We start from the raw sequence: 16,273 nt of genomic DNA, 5'->3' as shown, positions 1-16,273 counted from the left end.
CCATGCTCGGCTGCCTTTGGGTCAGGCGTCGTGCGCCTGGAAGCATTGAGCCGAGCATGGCTCGGGGGGGCCGCGGTATCCTTGTCGCGGTGTTGGGCCCGCCTCTACAGGTGCCTTACGGTAGTGCCGGCCGCTGGCCGGCACCCCTGCGATCAGCCCAGAATCCCCGGCAGATCCAGTCCCTTTTCCTTCGCGCAATCAATCGCGATCTCATAGCCTGCATCGGCATGGCGCATCACGCCGGTGGCCGGGTCGTTCCACAGCACGCGGCCAATCCGCTTCGCCGCCGCTTCGGTGCCGTCGCAGACGATCACCATGCCGGCGTGCTGCGAGAAGCCCATGCCGACGCCACCGCCGTGGTGCAGCGACACCCACGTCGCGCCGCTGGCGGTGTTGAGCAGGGCGTTCAGCAGCGGCCAGTCGGACACGGCATCGGAACCATCGGCCATCGCTTCGGTTTCGCGGTTCGGCGACGCCACGCTGCCGCTGTCCAGGTGGTCACGGCCGATCACCACCGGTGCCTTCAGCTCACCGTTCGCCACCATCTCGTTGAAGGCCAGGCCGAGTCGATCACGGTCACCCAGGCCGACCCAGCAGATGCGTGCCGGCAGGCCCTGGAACTTGATCTTCTCGGCAGCCATGTCCAGCCAGCGGTGCAGGTGCGGGTTGTCCGGAATCAGTTCCTTCACCTTGGCATCGGTCTTGGCGATGTCTTCCGGGTCGCCGCTCAGTGCGGCCCAGCGGAACGGGCCGATGCCGCGGCAGAACAGCGGGCGGATGTAGGCCGGTACGAAACCGGGGAAGTCGAACGCGTTCTCCACGCCTTCTTCCAGTGCCATCTGCCGCAGGTTGTTGCCGTAGTCCACAGTGGGCACGCCCAGTGCGTGGAAACCGAGCATGGCGCGGATGTGGTTGGCCATCGACGCGCGCGCGGCCTTCTCCACTTCCTTGGGGGCGGACACGCGCTTGTCGTCCCACTGCTCGACGGTCCAGCCCTGCGGCAGGTAGCCGTTCACCGGATCGTGCGCGGAGGTCTGGTCGGTCAGCAGGTCCGGCTTCACGCCGCGCTTGAGCAGTTCAGCCAGTACATCGGCGACGTTGCCGAGCAGGCCCACCGACTTCGGCGTGCCGGCCTTGCACGATTCGTCGATCAGGCGCAGCGCTTCGTCCAGATTGTCGGTCCAGGTGTCGAGGTAGCCGGTGCGCAGTCGCATGTCGATGCTGCTCTTGCGGCATTCGACGGCCAGGCAGGAGGCGCCGGCCATCACGGCAGCCAGCGGCTGTGCGCCACCCATGCCACCGAGGCCACCGGTGAACAGCCACTTGCCGGTCAGGTCGCCACCGAAGTGCTGGCGGCCCATCTCCACGAAGGTCTCGTAGGTGCCCTGCACGATGCCCTGCGCGCCGATGTAGATCCAGCTGCCGGCGGTCATCTGGCCGTACATGGCCAGGCCCTTCTTATCCAGTTCGTTGAAGTGGTCCCAGTTGGCCCAGCGCGGCACCAGGTTGGAATTGGCGATGAGCACGCGCGGCGCATCGGCGTGGGTACGGAACACGCCCACCGGCTTGCCCGACTGCACCAGCAGGGTCTGGTCGTCGTCCAGGCGCTTGAGCGTCTCGACGATCGCATCGAAGCTCTCCCAGTCGCGTGCGGCGCGGCCGATGCCGCCGTACACCACCAGTTCCTGCGGGCGCTCGGCTACGTCCGGGTGCAGGTTGTTCATCAGCATGCGCAGCGGTGCTTCGGTCAGCCAGCTCTTGGCGTTGAGCGTGGTGCCGGTCGGCGCGGCGATGGTGCGGGACGGGTCGTTGCGGGTCATGCGGCGCTCCGGTTCGTTGCGAATTCAAGGCAGGCATTGAGCACCTGCGCCAGGGTGTGGCGCAGCGGTGCGGCGTGGTCGGGGTCGAGCGGGGTGGGCCAGCTGTGTTCGTCCACCTGGTCCGGCAGGGGTTCGTGCATGTAGCCGCGGCAGGCCAGTTCCATCTGCAGGCTGTGCACGCCGCCGGCCACGTTGCTGTAGTGGCGGGTGATCCAGCCGCCCTTGAAGCGCCCGTTGCGCACCTGGCTCATGCCACTGATCTTCAGCAGGTTCTCCACCACATCGCTCAAGGCGTTGTCGCAGGAGGTATCCGGCGCACCGGAGGGGCCGGCGGTGCCCAGGTTGAACTGCGGCAGCTCGCCTTCGAACAGGTGCGGGATATGTGAGCGGATCGAATGCGCGTCGTACACCACCACGGTGCCGTGGCGTTCACGCAGGCGCGTGATCTGCGAAGCCAGCGCATCGTGGTAAGGCAGGAAATACGTGTCGCGGCGACGGGCGATTTCCGCGTCATCCGGTTCGCGTCCGGCGTGGTACAGCGGCTGGTTGTCGAAGGTGGTCAGCGGGCACAGGCCGGTGGTGTTCTGGCCCGGGTACAGCGACACGCCGCTGGGATCGCGGTTGAGGTCGATCACCGAGCGCGAGATCGCCGAGCGCACCGTGGTCGCGCCCATGCCGCGCACGAAATCGTACAGTTCGTGCACCCACCAGTCGGCGTCGCGACGGGCCAGCCATGGCGAGTGGTAGTCGCCGATCAGGTCGTGTGGCAGCTCGCTGCCGGTATGCGGGAAGCTGACGATCAACGGGGCATCGCCTTCGTGCACCGTCAGCCATTCGGGATGGGTCTTCATGCCTGTGGTTCCACAGTCGGCAACAGATCGGTCAGGCCCTGCGTCAGCGCGCCACTGCGCACCAGGTTCGTGGCGGTCACCATGTCCGGATGGAAGTAGCGGTCTTCTTCCAGCGTCGGCACCTGCGCACGCAGGGTGGCGCGCACGGCTTCCAGCGCGGTACTGGAGCGCAGCGGAGCGTGGAAGTCGCAGCCCTGCGCAGCGGCCAGCAGTTCGATGCCGATCACGTTGGCCGCGTTCTCGGCCATCTGCATCAGGCGGCGCGCACCGTGTGCGGCCATCGACACATGGTCTTCCTGATTGGCCGAGGTCGGGATCGAATCAACACTGGCCGGGTAGGCGCGCTGCTTGTTTTCCGAGACCAGCGCAGCGGCGGTCACCTGCGGAATCATGAAGCCGGAATTCAGGCCCGGGCGCGGGGTCAGGAACGCCGGCAGGCCGGACAGTGCCGGGTCGACCAGCATCGCCAGGCGGCGCTCGCTGATCGAACCGATCTCGCACACCGCCATCGCCAGCATGTCGGCGGCGAAGGCCACCGGTTCGGCGTGGAAGTTGCCGCCTGACAGTGCCTCGCCGGTGTCGGTGAACACCAGCGGATTGTCGGACACGCCGTTGGCTTCGATTTCCAGCGTGGTCGCAGCCTGGCGCAGGATGTCCAGCGCTGCGCCCATCACCTGCGGCTGGCAGCGCAGGCAGTACGGGTCCTGCACGCGCACGTCGTTGTCGCGGTGCGATTCGCGGATGTCCGAGCCCTGCATCAACGTGCGCAGCGTGGCGGCGGTGGCGATCTGCCCGCGCTGGCCGCGGATGGCATGGATGCGCGGGTCGAACGGGGTATCCGAGCCCTTGGCTGCTTCCACCGACAGCGCACCAGTGACCAGCGCGGCCTGGAACACCGTCTCGATCTCGAACAGGCCGGCCAGCGCATAGGCGGTGGAGAACTGGGTGCCGTTGAGCAGCGCCAGGCCTTCCTTCGCGCCCAGTTCGATCGGCTGCAACCCCGCGCGTGCCAGTGCATCAGTTGCCGGCAGGCGTTCGTCACCGATGAAGGCCTCACCCACGCCGAGCATCACGCTGGCCAGGTGCGAGAGCGGTGCCAGGTCACCCGAGGCACCCACCGAGCCCTGCGCGGGCACCACCGGCAGCACGCCCTTGACCAGCATCGCTTCCAGCAACAGCAGGGTCTCCTCTCGGATGCCCGAAGCACCCTGCGCCAGGCTGACCAGCTTCAGCGCCATCATCAGGCGCACTACGCTGGCCGGCATCGGCTCGCCCACACCGGCAGCATGCGAGAGCACGATGTTCCGCTGCAGGGTGGCCAGGTCCTCGCGCTCGATGCGCACACTGGCCAGCTTGCCGAAGCCGGTGTTGATGCCATACACCGGCGCGCCCTTGGCGACGATGGCGGCCACCGCCGCAGCACTGGCGCGCACCACCGGCAGCGCGGCCGGGTCCAGCGCAAGCGGCGCACCGCGATAGACCTGCCGCCACTGGGCGAGAGTGACATGGCCGGGGCGAAGAACCAGGGTGTTGCTCATGTGTTGCTCCAGGAGGCAGGCAGGTCGGGCTGTCCGCGCACCACGCGCGCGTGCAGCGGGTTGAATCCAATGCGATAGACCAAGTCAGCGGGGGCGTCGATGTCCCAGATCGCCAGGTCGCAGTCCAGGCCCACGGCCAGGCGGCCGATGCGCTCGCCATGGCCCAATGCGCGCGCCGCTTCACGGGTGAAGCCGGCGATGCACTCGTCCACGGTCAGGCGGAACAGGGTGGCGCCCATGTTCATCGCCAGCAGCGGACTGGTCAGCGGCGAAGTGCCCGGGTTGCTGTCGGTGGCCAGCGCCAGCGGCACGCCGGCCGCACGCAGCGCGGCGATCGGTGGCAGGGTGGTATCGCGGGTGAAATAGAAGGCACCGGGCAGCAGCACGGCGACAGTGCCGGCGGCCGCCATTGCGGCGATGCCGGCATCGTCCAGATGTTCGATATGGTCGGCCGAGAGTGCGCCGAAGCTGGCGGCCAGTTCGGCGCCATGCTGGTTGCTCAGCTGCTCGGCATGGATCTTCACCGCCAGCCCGTTGGCGCGCGCCGCTTCGAAGACCTGCCGCGCCTGCGCCGGCGAGAAGGCGATGTTCTCGCAGAACACATCCACGGCTTCGGCCAGGCCTTCGGCGGCGATGGCCGGGATCATCACGTTGCACACCTCGTCGGTGTACTCCTGTGCTTCGCGACCCGGCGGAATCGCGTGCGCGCCGAGGAAGGTGGTCACCACGTTGACCCGGCATTCCTCGCCCAGCGCGCGTGCGACGTGCAGCTGCTTGCGCTCGTCGGGCAGGGTCAGGCCGTAGCCGGACTTGATCTCGAGGGTGGTCACGCCCTCGGCGCGCATTGCCAGCAGGCGCGGCCGGCTTTCGCTGGCCAGCTGTTCCGGCGTGGCGGCGCGAGTGGCGCGCACAGTGGAGACGATGCCGCCGCCGGCACGGGCGATGTCGGCATAGCTGACGCCCTGCAGGCGCTGCTCGAACTCGTTGGCGCGGTTGCCGGCGTAGACCAGGTGGGTATGGCAGTCGATCAGGCCGGGCGAAATCCAGCGGCCTTCGCCGTCGATGCGGGTGGTCGGCTGCAGCTGGGCATCGCTGCCGGCCGCGCCGACATGGACGATGCGGCCGTCGGCGCAGGCCAGTACGCCATCACGGATGACACCCAGCCCCTCGCCATCGAGGGTGATCAGGTGGACGTTGGACCAGAGGGTATCGACGTGCATGGCATCCACAACGCGGCTGTGCTTATATGTCTATACAATATAGGTGTCCATTTCGGGTTGTCCAGCCATGTCCGATTCGCGTTCCCCGCACAGTTTCCATGCCGCCCACGCCCTGCTGGCCGAGGGTTGGGCCCGCGATGTCCGCCTGCAGGTGCAGGACGGCCGCATCACGGCGATCCACACGGGGCAGGGCGTGCAGGACGGTGACACCCGCGTCGGCATCCTGGTGCCGGGCCTGCCCAACCTGCACAGCCATGCCTTCCAGCGCGGCATGGCCGGGCTGACCGAGATCGGCGGCGGCGACGGTGACAGCTTCTGGAGCTGGCGCGAGCTGATGTATCGCTTCCTGGCCCATCTGCGCCCGGACGCGGTGCAGGCCATTGCCGCCCAGGCCTACATGGAAATGCTGGAAAGCGGCTTCACCCGCGTCGGCGAGTTCCATTACCTGCACCACGACGCCGACGGCCGCGCCTATGCCAACCGCGCCGAGATGAGTGCGCGGGTTGCGGCGGCGGCCGACCAGACCGGCATTGGCCTGACCCTGCTGCCGGTGTTCTATGCGCACGCCGATTTCGGCGGGGCGGCACCGAACCCTGCGCAGCGGCGGCTGATCCATGACGTGGACGGCTTCGCGCAGCTGCTGGACGCCGCAAAGCCGGCCTTGGCCGCGCTGCCCGATGCGGTGCTCGGCATCGCGCCGCACAGCCTGCGTGCGGTTACGGGCGAGGAACTGAGTGCCTTGCTGCCGCTGACCGACGGCCCGGTGCACATCCATATCGCCGAGCAGGTGCGTGAAGTCGAGGCCTGCCTGGCCTGGAGCGGCCAGCGCCCGGTGCAGTGGCTGTACGACCATGCGCCGGTGGATGCGCGCTGGTGCCTGGTGCATGCCACCCACATCACCGATGACGAGCGCGCGTCCATCGTGGCCAGTCAGGCCGTGGCTGGGCTGTGCCCGATCACCGAGGCCAACCTGGGTGATGGTCTGTTCCCGATGCAGGCGTTCGCACGCGAAGGCGGTCGCTTCGGTGTCGGTTCCGATTCCAATGTGCTGATCGATGCGGCCGAAGAACTGCGCCTGCTTGAGTACGGTCAGCGGCTGACTCTGCGCGGGCGCAATGTGCTGGCCCCGGATGCTACCCGCAGCACCGGCCGCTTCCTGTTCGAAGGTGCATTGCAGGGCGGCGCACAGGCGTTGGGCGTGGCTGCCGGCCTGCAGGTGGGCGCCAGTGCCGATCTGGTCGAACTGGATGCTGAGCACCCCGCGCTGCAGGCGCGACAGGAAGACGCATGGCTTGACAGCTGGGTGTTCGCCGCACGTAATGGCGCGCTGCGATCGGTCTGGCGCCATGGCCGCCAATGCGTGGCCGAGGGCCGCCACCTGCAGCGCGAGGCGATCACTGCCGCCTTCGCCGCCGCCCTGCGTGGCGTGCTGGGCTGATCGCCTCCTGCCACAGAGACCCCATTACGTGAAGGCCAGCAAGTCCGCCACGCTCAACCAGCGTATCCGCAGCGATCTGGAAAGCCGCATCCTCAGCGGAGAGTGGGCGCCGGGCTTCCGTATTCCGTACGAACACGAGCTGATGGAGCAGTACGGCTGCTCGCGGATGACCGTGAACAAGGTGCTGACCGCACTGGCCGAGAGCGGCATGATCGAGCGCCGCCGTCGCGCCGGCTCGTTCGTGGCGCGGCAGCCCCCACACCTGGAGCAGGTGGCGCTGGAGATTCCCGACATCGCGATGGAGGTCGGCTCGCGTGGCCATCAGTACGCCTATCGTCTGCTGCAGCGCGAGCTGCGCCTTGCCGACGCTGGCAATGCCGGTGAAGTGGAGCTGGCGGGCCAGGAGACGCTGCTGGCGATGCGTTGCCTGCACCTGGCCGATGGCCGTCCGTTGGCGCTGGAGCACCGCCTGATCAGCCCGGTGGGCGTGCCCGAGGTGCTGGAGGTCGACTTCAGTACCACCGCGCCGGGCAGCTGGCTGCTGCAGAGTGTCTCGTGGACCCGTGCCCAGCACCGCATCAGTGCCTGGGGCGCGGATACCGCCACCGCCAAGCTGCTCGATGTGAAGCCCGGCACCGCCTGTCTGGTGATCGAGCGCCTGACCTGGCGCGGTGAACAGCCGATCACCCGCGTGCGCCAGGTGTTCCTCGGGGATGCCTGGGACCTGGTTGCGCGCTTCGCGCCTGGGGCAAGGTAGGGGCGTATCCACGCATGGCGTGGATCTACGCGGTCGAAACGGCTGTCGCCTTGAACTCTGTCGGGGCGTGTGTACGATGTGTATCGTCCCTGCATGAAGAGCAGGGACCTCATCCGGGATCTGGAGGCGGCAGGTTGGACCTGTTGCAGGATTCGCGGATCCCATCATGTATTCGTGCACCCGCAGCGGCCTCACATCATCACCGTGCCTCACCCCAAAAAGGATCTGGGCAAGGGGCTGGTGCAGGCATTGCGGAAGCTCGCAGGGCTGACGTAGGAGGTTCCATGCGCTATCCAGTCTTGATTGAGGCGGGCGATGAACGCACCGCGTGGGGGGTCGTCGTTCCCGATCTGCCGGGGTGCTTCTCGGCTGCCGACTCGCTTGACGATGCGCTCGGCGCTGCCGAAGAGGCTGCGCTTGCCTGGATCGATGCGGCGCTGGATGAGGGACGCTCGATTCCCAGTCCTTCCGCGCCACAGAAGATCGTCGCCGAGGCCTCTGGCGATACGAAATGGATTCTTGCCTACATCTGCATTGATCCGGCCCTGCTGGACGACACCATCGAGCGGGTCAACATCAGCCTGCCGCGTCGCATCCTGGCGAGGCTGGATGCGCAGGCCAGGGCGGCCGGCGAATCCCGCTCCAGCTACATCGCCCATCTCGCGGCATTGGGCTGAGCAGGCGCCATGTGCAGCCGAGCCGATGCTCGGCTGCTGTTCGCGCGTGGCTCAACTCTGCAAAGGCATCCACGCGTGGCGTGGATCTACCAGAGGTTCGCGCTCATCGCCCAATCGCAACCGGGATTCAGTAGATCCACGCCATGCGTGGATGCTGCCCCATCAATACGTAGCGCACTGCCGCCAGCGCACCGGCTCATCCACACCGGGGCGGGCATTGAGCTGGATGCGCACGTTGCGCAGGGCGGGGTAATGCAGCACTTCCTCGCAGACCTGCGGCCACACCGCGTCCAGCTCACCGGTGCGGTTGATCGCCAGCGTCTGCCGGGTCAGCCAGACGCCGCTGGCGATGCCAGGCTTGCCGGCCAAGGCGCGGGACAGATCAGCCTGGAAGCGCTCCAGCGTGGCGGCATCCGGGTTGGGGTTGCTGCGCGCATCGGTTGAGGACGTGGCCGGTGCAGGCGCAGCGGCCGGCGGCACGGTGGCGGGGGCCAGCGCCGGTTCGGGCGCGGCTTCAACCGCAGGCGCAAACGGCGCGGGTGCGGCCGCCACCTCGGCAACGGGCGGGGCGTCCTGCACATGCAGCCCTTGCAGGCTCAATCCCACCAGCAGGCCCAGGGTGACCGCGCCGAGCGCGGCGATGGCGATCCGGCGCAGGGCTTCATGGCGGGCGCTGGCGCGCACACGGGTTTCGATTTCCGCCGGTAGATAGGGTTGCAGCAGCGGCCACAGGCGCGGGCCGTCCAGCACCTCGACCGCCTGCTTCTCGGCGGCGCTGCGGCCGTCGCGTTCCATCCGGCCTTCGGTCAGCAGCACGCCGCCCCGGGCTCCGGCCAAGCGCGCGGCCGCACCCAGTTCGTTCACTGCGGCGGTGCCGATGCGATAGGCCAGGCCGTGCTTGCACGACACCAGCCAGCTGTTGGGGCCGTCACTGAGCAGGAAATCGCTGCTTGGCTCACGGGATTCCTCGCCCGGGTCATCCAGTTCGCGCAGGCCGCGCTGCTCGCGCAGCATGCGCTTGACCAGTACCGAGAATTCGCGCCAGTGCATGCCAGCCAGGGCCTGCAGGCCGAGTTGCATCTCCTTCTGCCGCCGTTTGATCCACCACAGATAGACAACGGCCAGGGAACAGGTAAGCAGGGCCGACAGCAGGGCCAGGATCCAAGGGAGCATGCAGGAGGTGCGCGGAAGGGGCGAATGCGAAGGCGACAGTGTAAAGGTCGCGCCGTGCCGCTGAGTCAGGAGGTTCCTGACAGGAAGCGTGATGGAGCACGCAGTTCGGAATACCGCGGGCACGAAAAACCCGCCAATCCTGAAGCCGTGAGGGGAGGGAACAAACGGCAGCCGAAGCGATTGGCGGGTTGCTCGCGATTGTCAATCAAAATTTATTGCATTGCAACAATGGCCGATCAGGGCACGCTGCCGGGCGACTGATGACTGCCCGGTGCAGGTGCATCCGTGCCCGAGGTGTCGCGATTCTCCAACTTGGCCAGGCGCGCCTGCAGGGCGTCGATGCGGGCCTCCAGCGCAGTCACCTCGTCGGCGGTAGGTACGTGCAGGCGCTTGAGCACGCCCTGCACCTGGTCATCAAAGGCCTTTTCAACCTTGGTCCAGGTGCCGGAGGCCTTCTCGCGGGCCTCGTCCAGCGAGGTTTCGACATTGTCGCGCCAGCCCGGGCCCTGCTCGCCATTTCGCTCACGGCGGCGGGCCTCCCAGGCTTCGCCTTCCTTCACCAGGCCGTCAAAGAAGCGGCTGCCTTCAGCCTGTGCGCGGCCCAGCGCACCCAGGCCGGCCAGCCAGACCTGCTGGGCCGAATCGCTGAGCTTGCGCGAGAAGCGCTCGGCCTGGTCACCGAAAGAGGCGTCGTCGTTGCGGCGGTCGTCGTTTTCGTAGTGGTTCATCGCACTTCCCGTGGGAGTTGGGCCTACCCCGAGAGTAGCGCGCGTTGGCGTTGCACGGCCGTGACGGCCGCCGCCGGGGTTCAGCCCAGCTTTTCCTTCAGAACGCGCTGGATCTCGCCTTCGACCATGCCCTTCATCGCCGACAGCAGGAAGCCCAGCTTGGCCGTCACGCGCACGGCGCCCGGCTGCAGTTCGATCGCACCGTCCACGCCGCTGCCGGAGAAATTCAGTACGTCGGCAGTCCAGGACGACTTCAGGCCGAAGCGCTCGGACAACTTGGCGGCAACCTGTTCGATCGCGGCGCGCGCCTGTGCGTCGGGCAGGGCGTGGGCGTGGCGGACATCGATGGTGGACATACGGGCTCCTGGCGCAGGGCGGGGATGATCAATAGAGGGCGAGCATTGTGCGCATCGAGGGCCTTCGCGCCAAGCACTCATCGTGGGTTCTTCTTCGTTGGCGACCAACCTGCTAGGCTGCGCCGCGTGCAGAACCTGCTTGTTCACTTCAGTCAACAACAACAGCCCGACCAGCCGCTGAGGCCCGGGGTGCAACGCATCGTGCGCCAGGCAAACGGCAGCGTGCGGCTGGGCGATGCCGGCAACGGTGCCCTGCTGCTGGCCCAGTTCTGCATGGACGATCGCGGTCTCTGGCTGCAGGTCGGCAACGGCATCCGCGGCATCCACGTGAACGGTCGCCCGGTGCGGCGCATGGCGCTGCTGCGTGCAGGCGATGCGGTGTACGTGGATGGCGTGGAGATGGTCCTGCAGGGGGAGGTCGAGAGCCTGCTGCAGGCGCCTGCGCCGAAGAACGACGATGGCTCCGATGAGCAGCAGCGTCTGCTGCGCGGCGTCGGCGGACTGCACCATGGCCGCAGCTTCACCCTGTCGCGAACCCGCTTGGTCGGTCGCGGCGGCGACGCCGACATCGAGATCAATGAACCGGCCTTCGCCGAACAGCACGCCCGCGTGGAAGTGCATGGCGAGCGCGTGCTGCTGCGCGACCTGGGCAGTGCCGACGGCACCCGGGTCAACGGTGTGGCCGTGCGCCACTGCTGGCTGCAGGCGGGCGACCAGGTGGTGTTCGATGGCCAGCACCGGTTCGTGCTGGAAGTGCCGCATGACCCGCGCCGACGCCCGCTGCCGGCGGAAGACGAGTCCAGCCAGGACGCCGAGCAGGCGCTGGTGCTGCCGGCCGTGCCGCGCAAGGTCCGGCGCTGGCCGTGGCTGCTGGTCAGTGCGCTGCTGCTGGCCGCACTGCTCAGCCTGCTGCTCTGGTTCGGCGCGCGCTGATTTGAATCCGCTGGGTCTGCCTTGGTAGGTGCCGACCTTGGTCGGCACGTTCCTTCGGTGGGCATGACGCCTGACGGCACACGGCTTTGGTAGGTGCCAACCTTGGTTGGCAGGCTCCACCCGCGCATGACGCCTTGCGGCGTACGCCAACCAAGGTTGGCACCTACCGGTGCTGTGCGCGCGGCCAATGGATTCCAATGAAACCAAATTTCCCTTGCGCCACAAGGCCGCAAGGCTGGTGCACTGCGGCATACTAGGGGTCTTGCCCCACAGGTGTGACATGACGCGCGCGTTCAACTTCAGTGCCGGCCCTGCGACCTTGCCGGAATCGGTCCTGCGCCAGGCGCAGGCGGAAATGCTGGACTGGCACGGTACCGGTGCCTCGATCGTGGAAATGAGCCATCGCGGCGCGGAGTTCATGTCCGTTGCCGCCGAGGCCGAGGCCGACCTGCGTCGCCTGCTCGATATTCCCGAAGACTATGCGGTGCTGTTCCTGTCCGGTGGTGCCACCACCCAGCAGGCGCTGATCCCGCTCAACTTCGCCGCCCCGGGCCAGCGCGCCGATTACGTGGTCAGTGGCCACTGGGGCAAGACGGCGGTCAAGCAGGCCGGTGTCTACGTCGACGTGAACATTGCCGCCAGCAGCGAGGCCAACGGCTACCGCGAGTTGCCGGCGCGTGCCGACTGGCAGCTCTCGCCCGATGCCGCCTACGTGCACATCACCGCCAACGAGACCATCCACGGTGTCGAATTCCGTGATGTGCCCGATACCGGCAACGTCCCGCTGATCGCTGATTTCAGCTCGTCCATCGCCAGTGAGCCGCTGGACGTGCGCCGTTATGGCGTGATCTACGCCGGCGCGCAGAAGAACCTCGGCCCGGTCGGCATCGCGGTGATGATCATCCGCCGCGACCTGCTTGAACGCAGCGGACAACCGCGTGCGGACATTTTCGATTACCGCTCGCACGTCGCCCGCGATTCGATGCTCAACACCCCGCCGACCTGGAACTGGTATCTGGCCGGCCTGGTGTTCAAGTGGATGCTGGCCGAGGGCGGCGTGGCCGAGTTCGCCAAGCGCAATGCCGCCAAGGCAGCGCTGGTGTACGGCGCCATCGACGGCTCCGGCGGCTTCTACCGCAACGAGGTCGCACACGCCGCCCGTTCGCGGATGAACATCCCGTTCTTCCTGCCCGATGCCGAGCTTGATGCCCGCTTCGTCGCCGAAGCCAAGGCCGCTGGCCTGCTGGCGTTGAAGGGGCACAAGGTGGTCGGGGGCATCCGCGCCTCGCTGTACAACGCCATGCCGCTGGCCGGGGCCGAGGCGCTGGTCGCCTTCATGGCCGATTTCCAGCAGCGTCACGGCTGAGCAATGAACGGCGCGCACCGTCGGGTGCGGGCCCCGTAACAAGGAACTCCGATGGCAAGCAGCAAATCCAGCAAGAAGGCGCCAAAGAAGGCCGAACCGGCCAAGGACAGCGCGCCCACCAAGGCGAAGGGCAAGACCAAGGCCGCCTCGAATCCGGCGCCCACTCTGGCGCCCCTGGCGCTGGCCGATGTGCGCTCGAAGATCGACCAGATCGACCGCGACATCCAGAACCTGATCGCCGAGCGCGCACGCTTCGCGCACCAGGTCGGCAAGGCCAAGGGCAAGCTCGCCGCCGCCGTCGACTACTACCGTCCCGAGCGCGAAGCGCAGGTGCTGCGCATGGTGGTGGACCGCAACGAAGGCCCGCTCAGCGATGAGCTGCTGGTGCACGTCTACCGCGAGATCATGTCGGCCTGCCTGGCCCAGCAGGAGCCGCTGAAGATCGGCTACCTCGGCCCGGAAGGCACCTTCAGCCAGCAGGCCGTGCTCAAGCACTTCGGCCGCTCGGCGCTGGGCCTGCCGATGGCCAGCATCGAAGAAGTGTTCCAGGAAGTGGAAGCAGGCAACGCCGATTTCGGCGTGGTGCCGGTGGAGAATTCCGGGCAGGGCACCATCCAGATCACCCTGGACATGTTCCTGACCTCCAACCTGAAGATCTGCGGCGAAGTGGAACTGCGCGTGCAGCAGTACCTGATGTCGCGCAGCGGCCGCATCGAGGACATCGAGCGCATCTACGCGCACCCGCAATCGTTCATGCAGACCTCGGCCTGGCTGCGCGCCAACCTGCCGAAGGCCGAGAAGATTCCGGTCTCCAGCAACGCCGAAGGTGCGCGCCGTGCGCGCAATGCCGACGACGCGGCGGCCATTGGTGGCGAGAGCGCCGGCCACGTGTACGGCCTGAAGAAGGTGGTCACCAAGCCGATCCAGAACGATGCCGACAACACCACCCGCTTCCTGGTGGTGGGCCGCAACATCTTCCCGACCTCCGGCCACGACCGCACCTCGGTGCTGGTGTTCATCCATGACAAGCCCGGTGCGCTGTTCGACGTGCTCAGCCCGTTCGCCCGCCACGGCATCAGCATGAACCGCATCGAGTCGCGGCCCTCGCACCATGGCAAATGGGAATACGGCTTCTTCATCGACCTGGCCGGCCACATCGACGATGCGCCGATGCAGGCTGCGCTGGCCGAACTGGAAGCGCACTCGGCGCAGATCAAGGTGCTGGGTTCCTATCCGGTGGCCGTGCCCTGAGAGCTGCTGCGGCGGCCTCGGTCGCCGACCCCTGATGCATCGCCGGCACTGCCGGCGTTTACGGAATGATCGAACGATGAGCAACGCGCAACACTGGATCGCCCGCAAGGGCCAGCCGCTGCAGGGCAGCCTGACCATTCCCGGCGACAAGTCGGTCTCGCACCGCTCGGTGATGTTCGCCGCGCTGGCCGATGGCACCTCGCATATCGAAGGCTTCCTGGAAGGCGAAGACACCCGCGCGACCGCGCGTATCTTCAGCCAGCTGGGTGTGCGCATCGAAACGCCCAGCCCGTCGCAGCGCATCGTGCATGGCGTCGGTATCGACGGCCTGCAGGCTCCGGATGCGCCGCTGGACTGCGGCAACGCCGGCACCGGCATGCGCCTGCTGGCCGGCCTGCTGGCAGGCCAGGCGTTCGACTGCACGCTGATCGGCGATGAGTCACTGTCCGGCCGCCCGATGCGCCGTGTCACGGGCCCGTTGTCGCAGATGGGCGCGAAGATCGACACCCAGGATGACGGCACGCCGCCGCTGCACGTGCATGGCGGGCAATCGCTGCACGGCATCGACTTCGCCTCGCCGGTGGCCAGCGCGCAGATCAAGTCGGCCGTATTGCTGGCCGGTCTTTACGCGCAGGGCGAAACCAGCGTGCTGGAACCGCACCCGACCCGAGACTACACAGAACGCATGTTGTCGGCGTTCGGCGTGGACATCGAATTCTCGCCGGGCAAGGCGCGCCTGCGTGGTGGCCAGCGCCTGCGTGCCACCGACATCGTGGTGCCGGCCGACTTCTCCTCGGCCGCGTTCTATCTGGTTGCCGCCAGCATCATTCCGGGTTCCGAGCTGCGCCTGAAGCAGGTCGGCCTGAACCCGCGCCGCACCGGCCTGCTGCACGCGCTGCGCCTGATGGGGGCGGACATCACCGAAGAGAATCCGGCCGAGCAGGGCGGTGAGCCGGTGGCCGATCTGGTGGTGCGCTATGCCCCGTTGAAAGGGGCAATCATTCCGGAAGCACTGGTGCCGGACATGATCGACGAGTTCCCAGCGTTGTTCGTGGCCGCTGCGGCCGCCGAAGGCCAGACCGTGGTGAGCGGTGCAGCCGAGCTGCGGGTGAAGGAATCCGATCGCCTTGCGGCGATGGCCACCGGCCTGCGCGCGCTGGGCATGCAGGTGGACGAGACCGAAGATGGCGCCACCCTGCACGGCGGTGTGCGCCTGGGCAGCGGCACCATCGAAAGCCACGGTGACCATCGCATCGCCATGGCGTTCGCCATTGCCGGCCAGATCAGTGACGGCGAAGTGCGCATCAACGATATCGCCAACGTCGCTACCTCCTTCCCGGACTTCGATGGCCTGGCGCGCAGCGCCGGGTTCAATCTGGCCTGATCGGCATCGCAACCGCCGGGCGATGCCCGGCGGATCGCGCTGCCCGGTAGGTGACAACCTTGGTTGGCATGCTCACATCGACAGGTAGGTGCCAACCTTGGTTGGCACGCTTCCTCGCATAAAAAGACGGAGGCCGAAGCCTCCGTCCAAACATCACGAACCCCTCGTCCGCGATCAACGCTGCTCGGTGCGGAAATCCACCGGGACCCGCACCACGCTGGCGACGGCACGGCCCTCGTGCATCGCCGGCTGGAACTTCCAGTTCTGCACGGTGCTGAGCACCGCACGATCCAGGTCGCGGCTGCGCTCGCCGCTGCGCGAAACGATCGCAGCGTTGGCGACATTGCCGCGGGTATCGACATTCAGGCTGGCAATCACGCTGCCCTGTACGCCACTGCGCAGTGCGGCGGCGGGGTAGGTGGGCATGCGGTTGTTGGCCAGCGGGCGCGCTTCGCGATTACGCACCACAGGCGCAGCCTTGTGCTGGCTGGAGGCCGGCGCAGCCTGGCGCGCTGCGGGCGCCGCTGCATCGGTTACCGCGGCCTGCTCAGGGGCTGGCAACATGCGCTCACCGACCGGTGCCGGCGCCACATCTTCCTGGTTGGAATGACGCAGCCACAGCAGGGCGGCCGCAAACATCGCCACGATCAGCGCGATCCACATCCAGGGCGACGTGGGCTTGTGCTGCACGCTTGAATCCTGCTGCTGCAGCTGCGGCGAATGAAGGTCTTCGTGGGTGGTGGCAGTCATCGCAAACTCCTTCCGTCAATGGACGACGTGG

General features: G+C 67.4%; 16 protein-coding genes. 8 read left to right on the top strand and 8 right to left on the bottom strand.

Annotation, left to right across the window (positions count from 1 at the left end):
- Nucleotides 1–152: 152 nt before the first annotated feature.
- The 4 genes from hutU to hutI are packed head-to-tail and all read right to left on the bottom strand — an operon-like array spanning nucleotide 153 to nucleotide 5,429.
- Nucleotides 153–1,820, bottom strand: a complete 1,668-nt coding sequence (hutU, locus tag ACJ7C5_RS01420) for a urocanate hydratase (protein WP_412702864.1) — start codon at nucleotides 1,818–1,820, stop codon at nucleotides 153–155.
- Nucleotides 1,817–2,671: an N-formylglutamate deformylase gene (hutG, locus tag ACJ7C5_RS01415; RefSeq protein WP_412702863.1), complete on the bottom strand. Its 855-nt coding sequence runs from the start codon at nucleotides 2,669–2,671 to the stop codon at nucleotides 1,817–1,819. Before hutG ends, hutU begins: the two co-directional genes overlap by 4 nt.
- Complete coding sequence (gene hutH / locus ACJ7C5_RS01410) at nucleotides 2,668–4,209, bottom strand: histidine ammonia-lyase (protein ID WP_412702862.1); 1,542 nt, start codon at nucleotides 4,207–4,209, stop codon at nucleotides 2,668–2,670. Before hutH ends, hutG begins: the two co-directional genes overlap by 4 nt.
- Nucleotides 4,206–5,429 carry an imidazolonepropionase gene (hutI, locus tag ACJ7C5_RS01405; protein ID WP_412702861.1) on the bottom strand — a complete coding sequence of 408 codons (1,224 nt, stop codon included), beginning with the start codon at nucleotides 5,427–5,429 and terminating at the stop codon, nucleotides 4,206–4,208. The genes hutH and hutI overlap by 4 nt, the downstream gene beginning before the upstream one ends.
- 67 nt (nucleotides 5,430–5,496) lie before the next feature.
- Here hutI and ACJ7C5_RS01400 point away from each other — a divergent pair, with 67 nt between their 5' ends.
- The 4 genes from ACJ7C5_RS01400 (at nucleotide 5,497) to ACJ7C5_RS01385 (ending at nucleotide 8,301) form a co-directional block, all read left to right on the top strand.
- Nucleotides 5,497–6,867 carry a formimidoylglutamate deiminase gene (locus tag ACJ7C5_RS01400; RefSeq protein WP_412702860.1) on the top strand — a complete coding sequence of 457 codons (1,371 nt, stop codon included), beginning with the start codon at nucleotides 5,497–5,499 and terminating at the stop codon, nucleotides 6,865–6,867.
- Nucleotides 6,868–6,895: 28 nt separating this feature from the next.
- Complete coding sequence (gene hutC / locus ACJ7C5_RS01395) at nucleotides 6,896–7,624, top strand: histidine utilization transcriptional repressor HutC (protein WP_412702859.1); 729 nt, start codon at nucleotides 6,896–6,898, stop codon at nucleotides 7,622–7,624.
- Nucleotides 7,625–7,717: 93 nt separating this feature from the next.
- Entirely contained in the window at nucleotides 7,718–7,900 is a 183-nt protein-coding gene (locus ACJ7C5_RS01390) for a type II toxin-antitoxin system HicA family toxin (protein WP_087924194.1), read from the top strand.
- Nucleotides 7,901–7,908: 8 nt separating this feature from the next.
- On the top strand, nucleotides 7,909–8,301 hold the full coding sequence (locus tag ACJ7C5_RS01385; RefSeq protein ID WP_087922986.1) for a type II toxin-antitoxin system HicB family antitoxin: 393 nt from the start codon (nucleotides 7,909–7,911) through the stop codon (nucleotides 8,299–8,301).
- A 162-nt stretch (nucleotides 8,302–8,463) separates the two neighbouring features.
- Here the strand turns inward: ACJ7C5_RS01385 and ACJ7C5_RS01380 are convergent, their stop codons facing one another.
- The 3 genes from ACJ7C5_RS01380 to ACJ7C5_RS01370 all read right to left on the bottom strand — a co-directional run bounded on the left by ACJ7C5_RS01380 (nucleotide 8,464) and on the right by ACJ7C5_RS01370 (nucleotide 10,558).
- Nucleotides 8,464–9,474 carry a restriction endonuclease gene (locus tag ACJ7C5_RS01380; protein WP_412702858.1) on the bottom strand — a complete coding sequence of 337 codons (1,011 nt, stop codon included), beginning with the start codon at nucleotides 9,472–9,474 and terminating at the stop codon, nucleotides 8,464–8,466.
- A 236-nt stretch (nucleotides 9,475–9,710) separates the two neighbouring features.
- On the bottom strand, nucleotides 9,711–10,202 hold the full coding sequence (locus ACJ7C5_RS01375; RefSeq protein WP_088026452.1) for a phasin family protein: 492 nt from the start codon (nucleotides 10,200–10,202) through the stop codon (nucleotides 9,711–9,713).
- An 80-nt stretch (nucleotides 10,203–10,282) separates the two neighbouring features.
- On the bottom strand, nucleotides 10,283–10,558 hold the full coding sequence (locus ACJ7C5_RS01370) for a polyhydroxyalkanoic acid system family protein (RefSeq protein ID WP_005417302.1): 276 nt from the start codon (nucleotides 10,556–10,558) through the stop codon (nucleotides 10,283–10,285).
- Between the two features lie 201 nt (nucleotides 10,559–10,759).
- Here ACJ7C5_RS01370 and ACJ7C5_RS01365 point away from each other — a divergent pair, with 201 nt between their 5' ends.
- The 4 genes from ACJ7C5_RS01365 (at nucleotide 10,760) to aroA (ending at nucleotide 15,492) form a co-directional block, all read left to right on the top strand.
- Nucleotides 10,760–11,491, top strand: coding sequence for an FHA domain-containing protein (locus ACJ7C5_RS01365; RefSeq protein WP_412702857.1), 732 nt, complete (start codon nucleotides 10,760–10,762; stop codon nucleotides 11,489–11,491).
- 280 nt (nucleotides 11,492–11,771) lie between these two features.
- Entirely contained in the window at nucleotides 11,772–12,857 is a 1,086-nt protein-coding gene (gene serC / locus ACJ7C5_RS01360) for a 3-phosphoserine/phosphohydroxythreonine transaminase (RefSeq protein ID WP_197618028.1), read from the top strand.
- 51 nt (nucleotides 12,858–12,908) lie between these two features.
- Nucleotides 12,909–14,108, top strand: a complete 1,200-nt coding sequence (pheA, locus tag ACJ7C5_RS01355) for a prephenate dehydratase (RefSeq protein ID WP_088026449.1) — start codon at nucleotides 12,909–12,911, stop codon at nucleotides 14,106–14,108.
- 76 nt (nucleotides 14,109–14,184) lie between these two features.
- Nucleotides 14,185–15,492 carry a 3-phosphoshikimate 1-carboxyvinyltransferase gene (gene aroA / locus ACJ7C5_RS01350; protein ID WP_412702856.1) on the top strand — a complete coding sequence of 436 codons (1,308 nt, stop codon included), beginning with the start codon at nucleotides 14,185–14,187 and terminating at the stop codon, nucleotides 15,490–15,492.
- Nucleotides 15,493–15,666: 174 nt separating this feature from the next.
- Here aroA and ACJ7C5_RS01345 read toward each other — a convergent pair whose 3' ends face one another.
- Nucleotides 15,667–16,242, bottom strand: coding sequence for an energy transducer TonB (locus ACJ7C5_RS01345; RefSeq protein ID WP_412702855.1), 576 nt, complete (start codon nucleotides 16,240–16,242; stop codon nucleotides 15,667–15,669).
- Between the last annotated feature and the right edge of the window lie 31 nt (nucleotides 16,243–16,273).

This window comes from Nocardiopsis yanglingensis (genome assembly GCF_045809185.1).
Taxonomy (GTDB): Bacteria; Pseudomonadota; Gammaproteobacteria; order Xanthomonadales; family Xanthomonadaceae; genus Stenotrophomonas; species Stenotrophomonas yanglingensis.
Note: the sequence above shows the minus strand (reverse complement) of the source record. Positions and strands in the feature narration are given on the sequence as shown.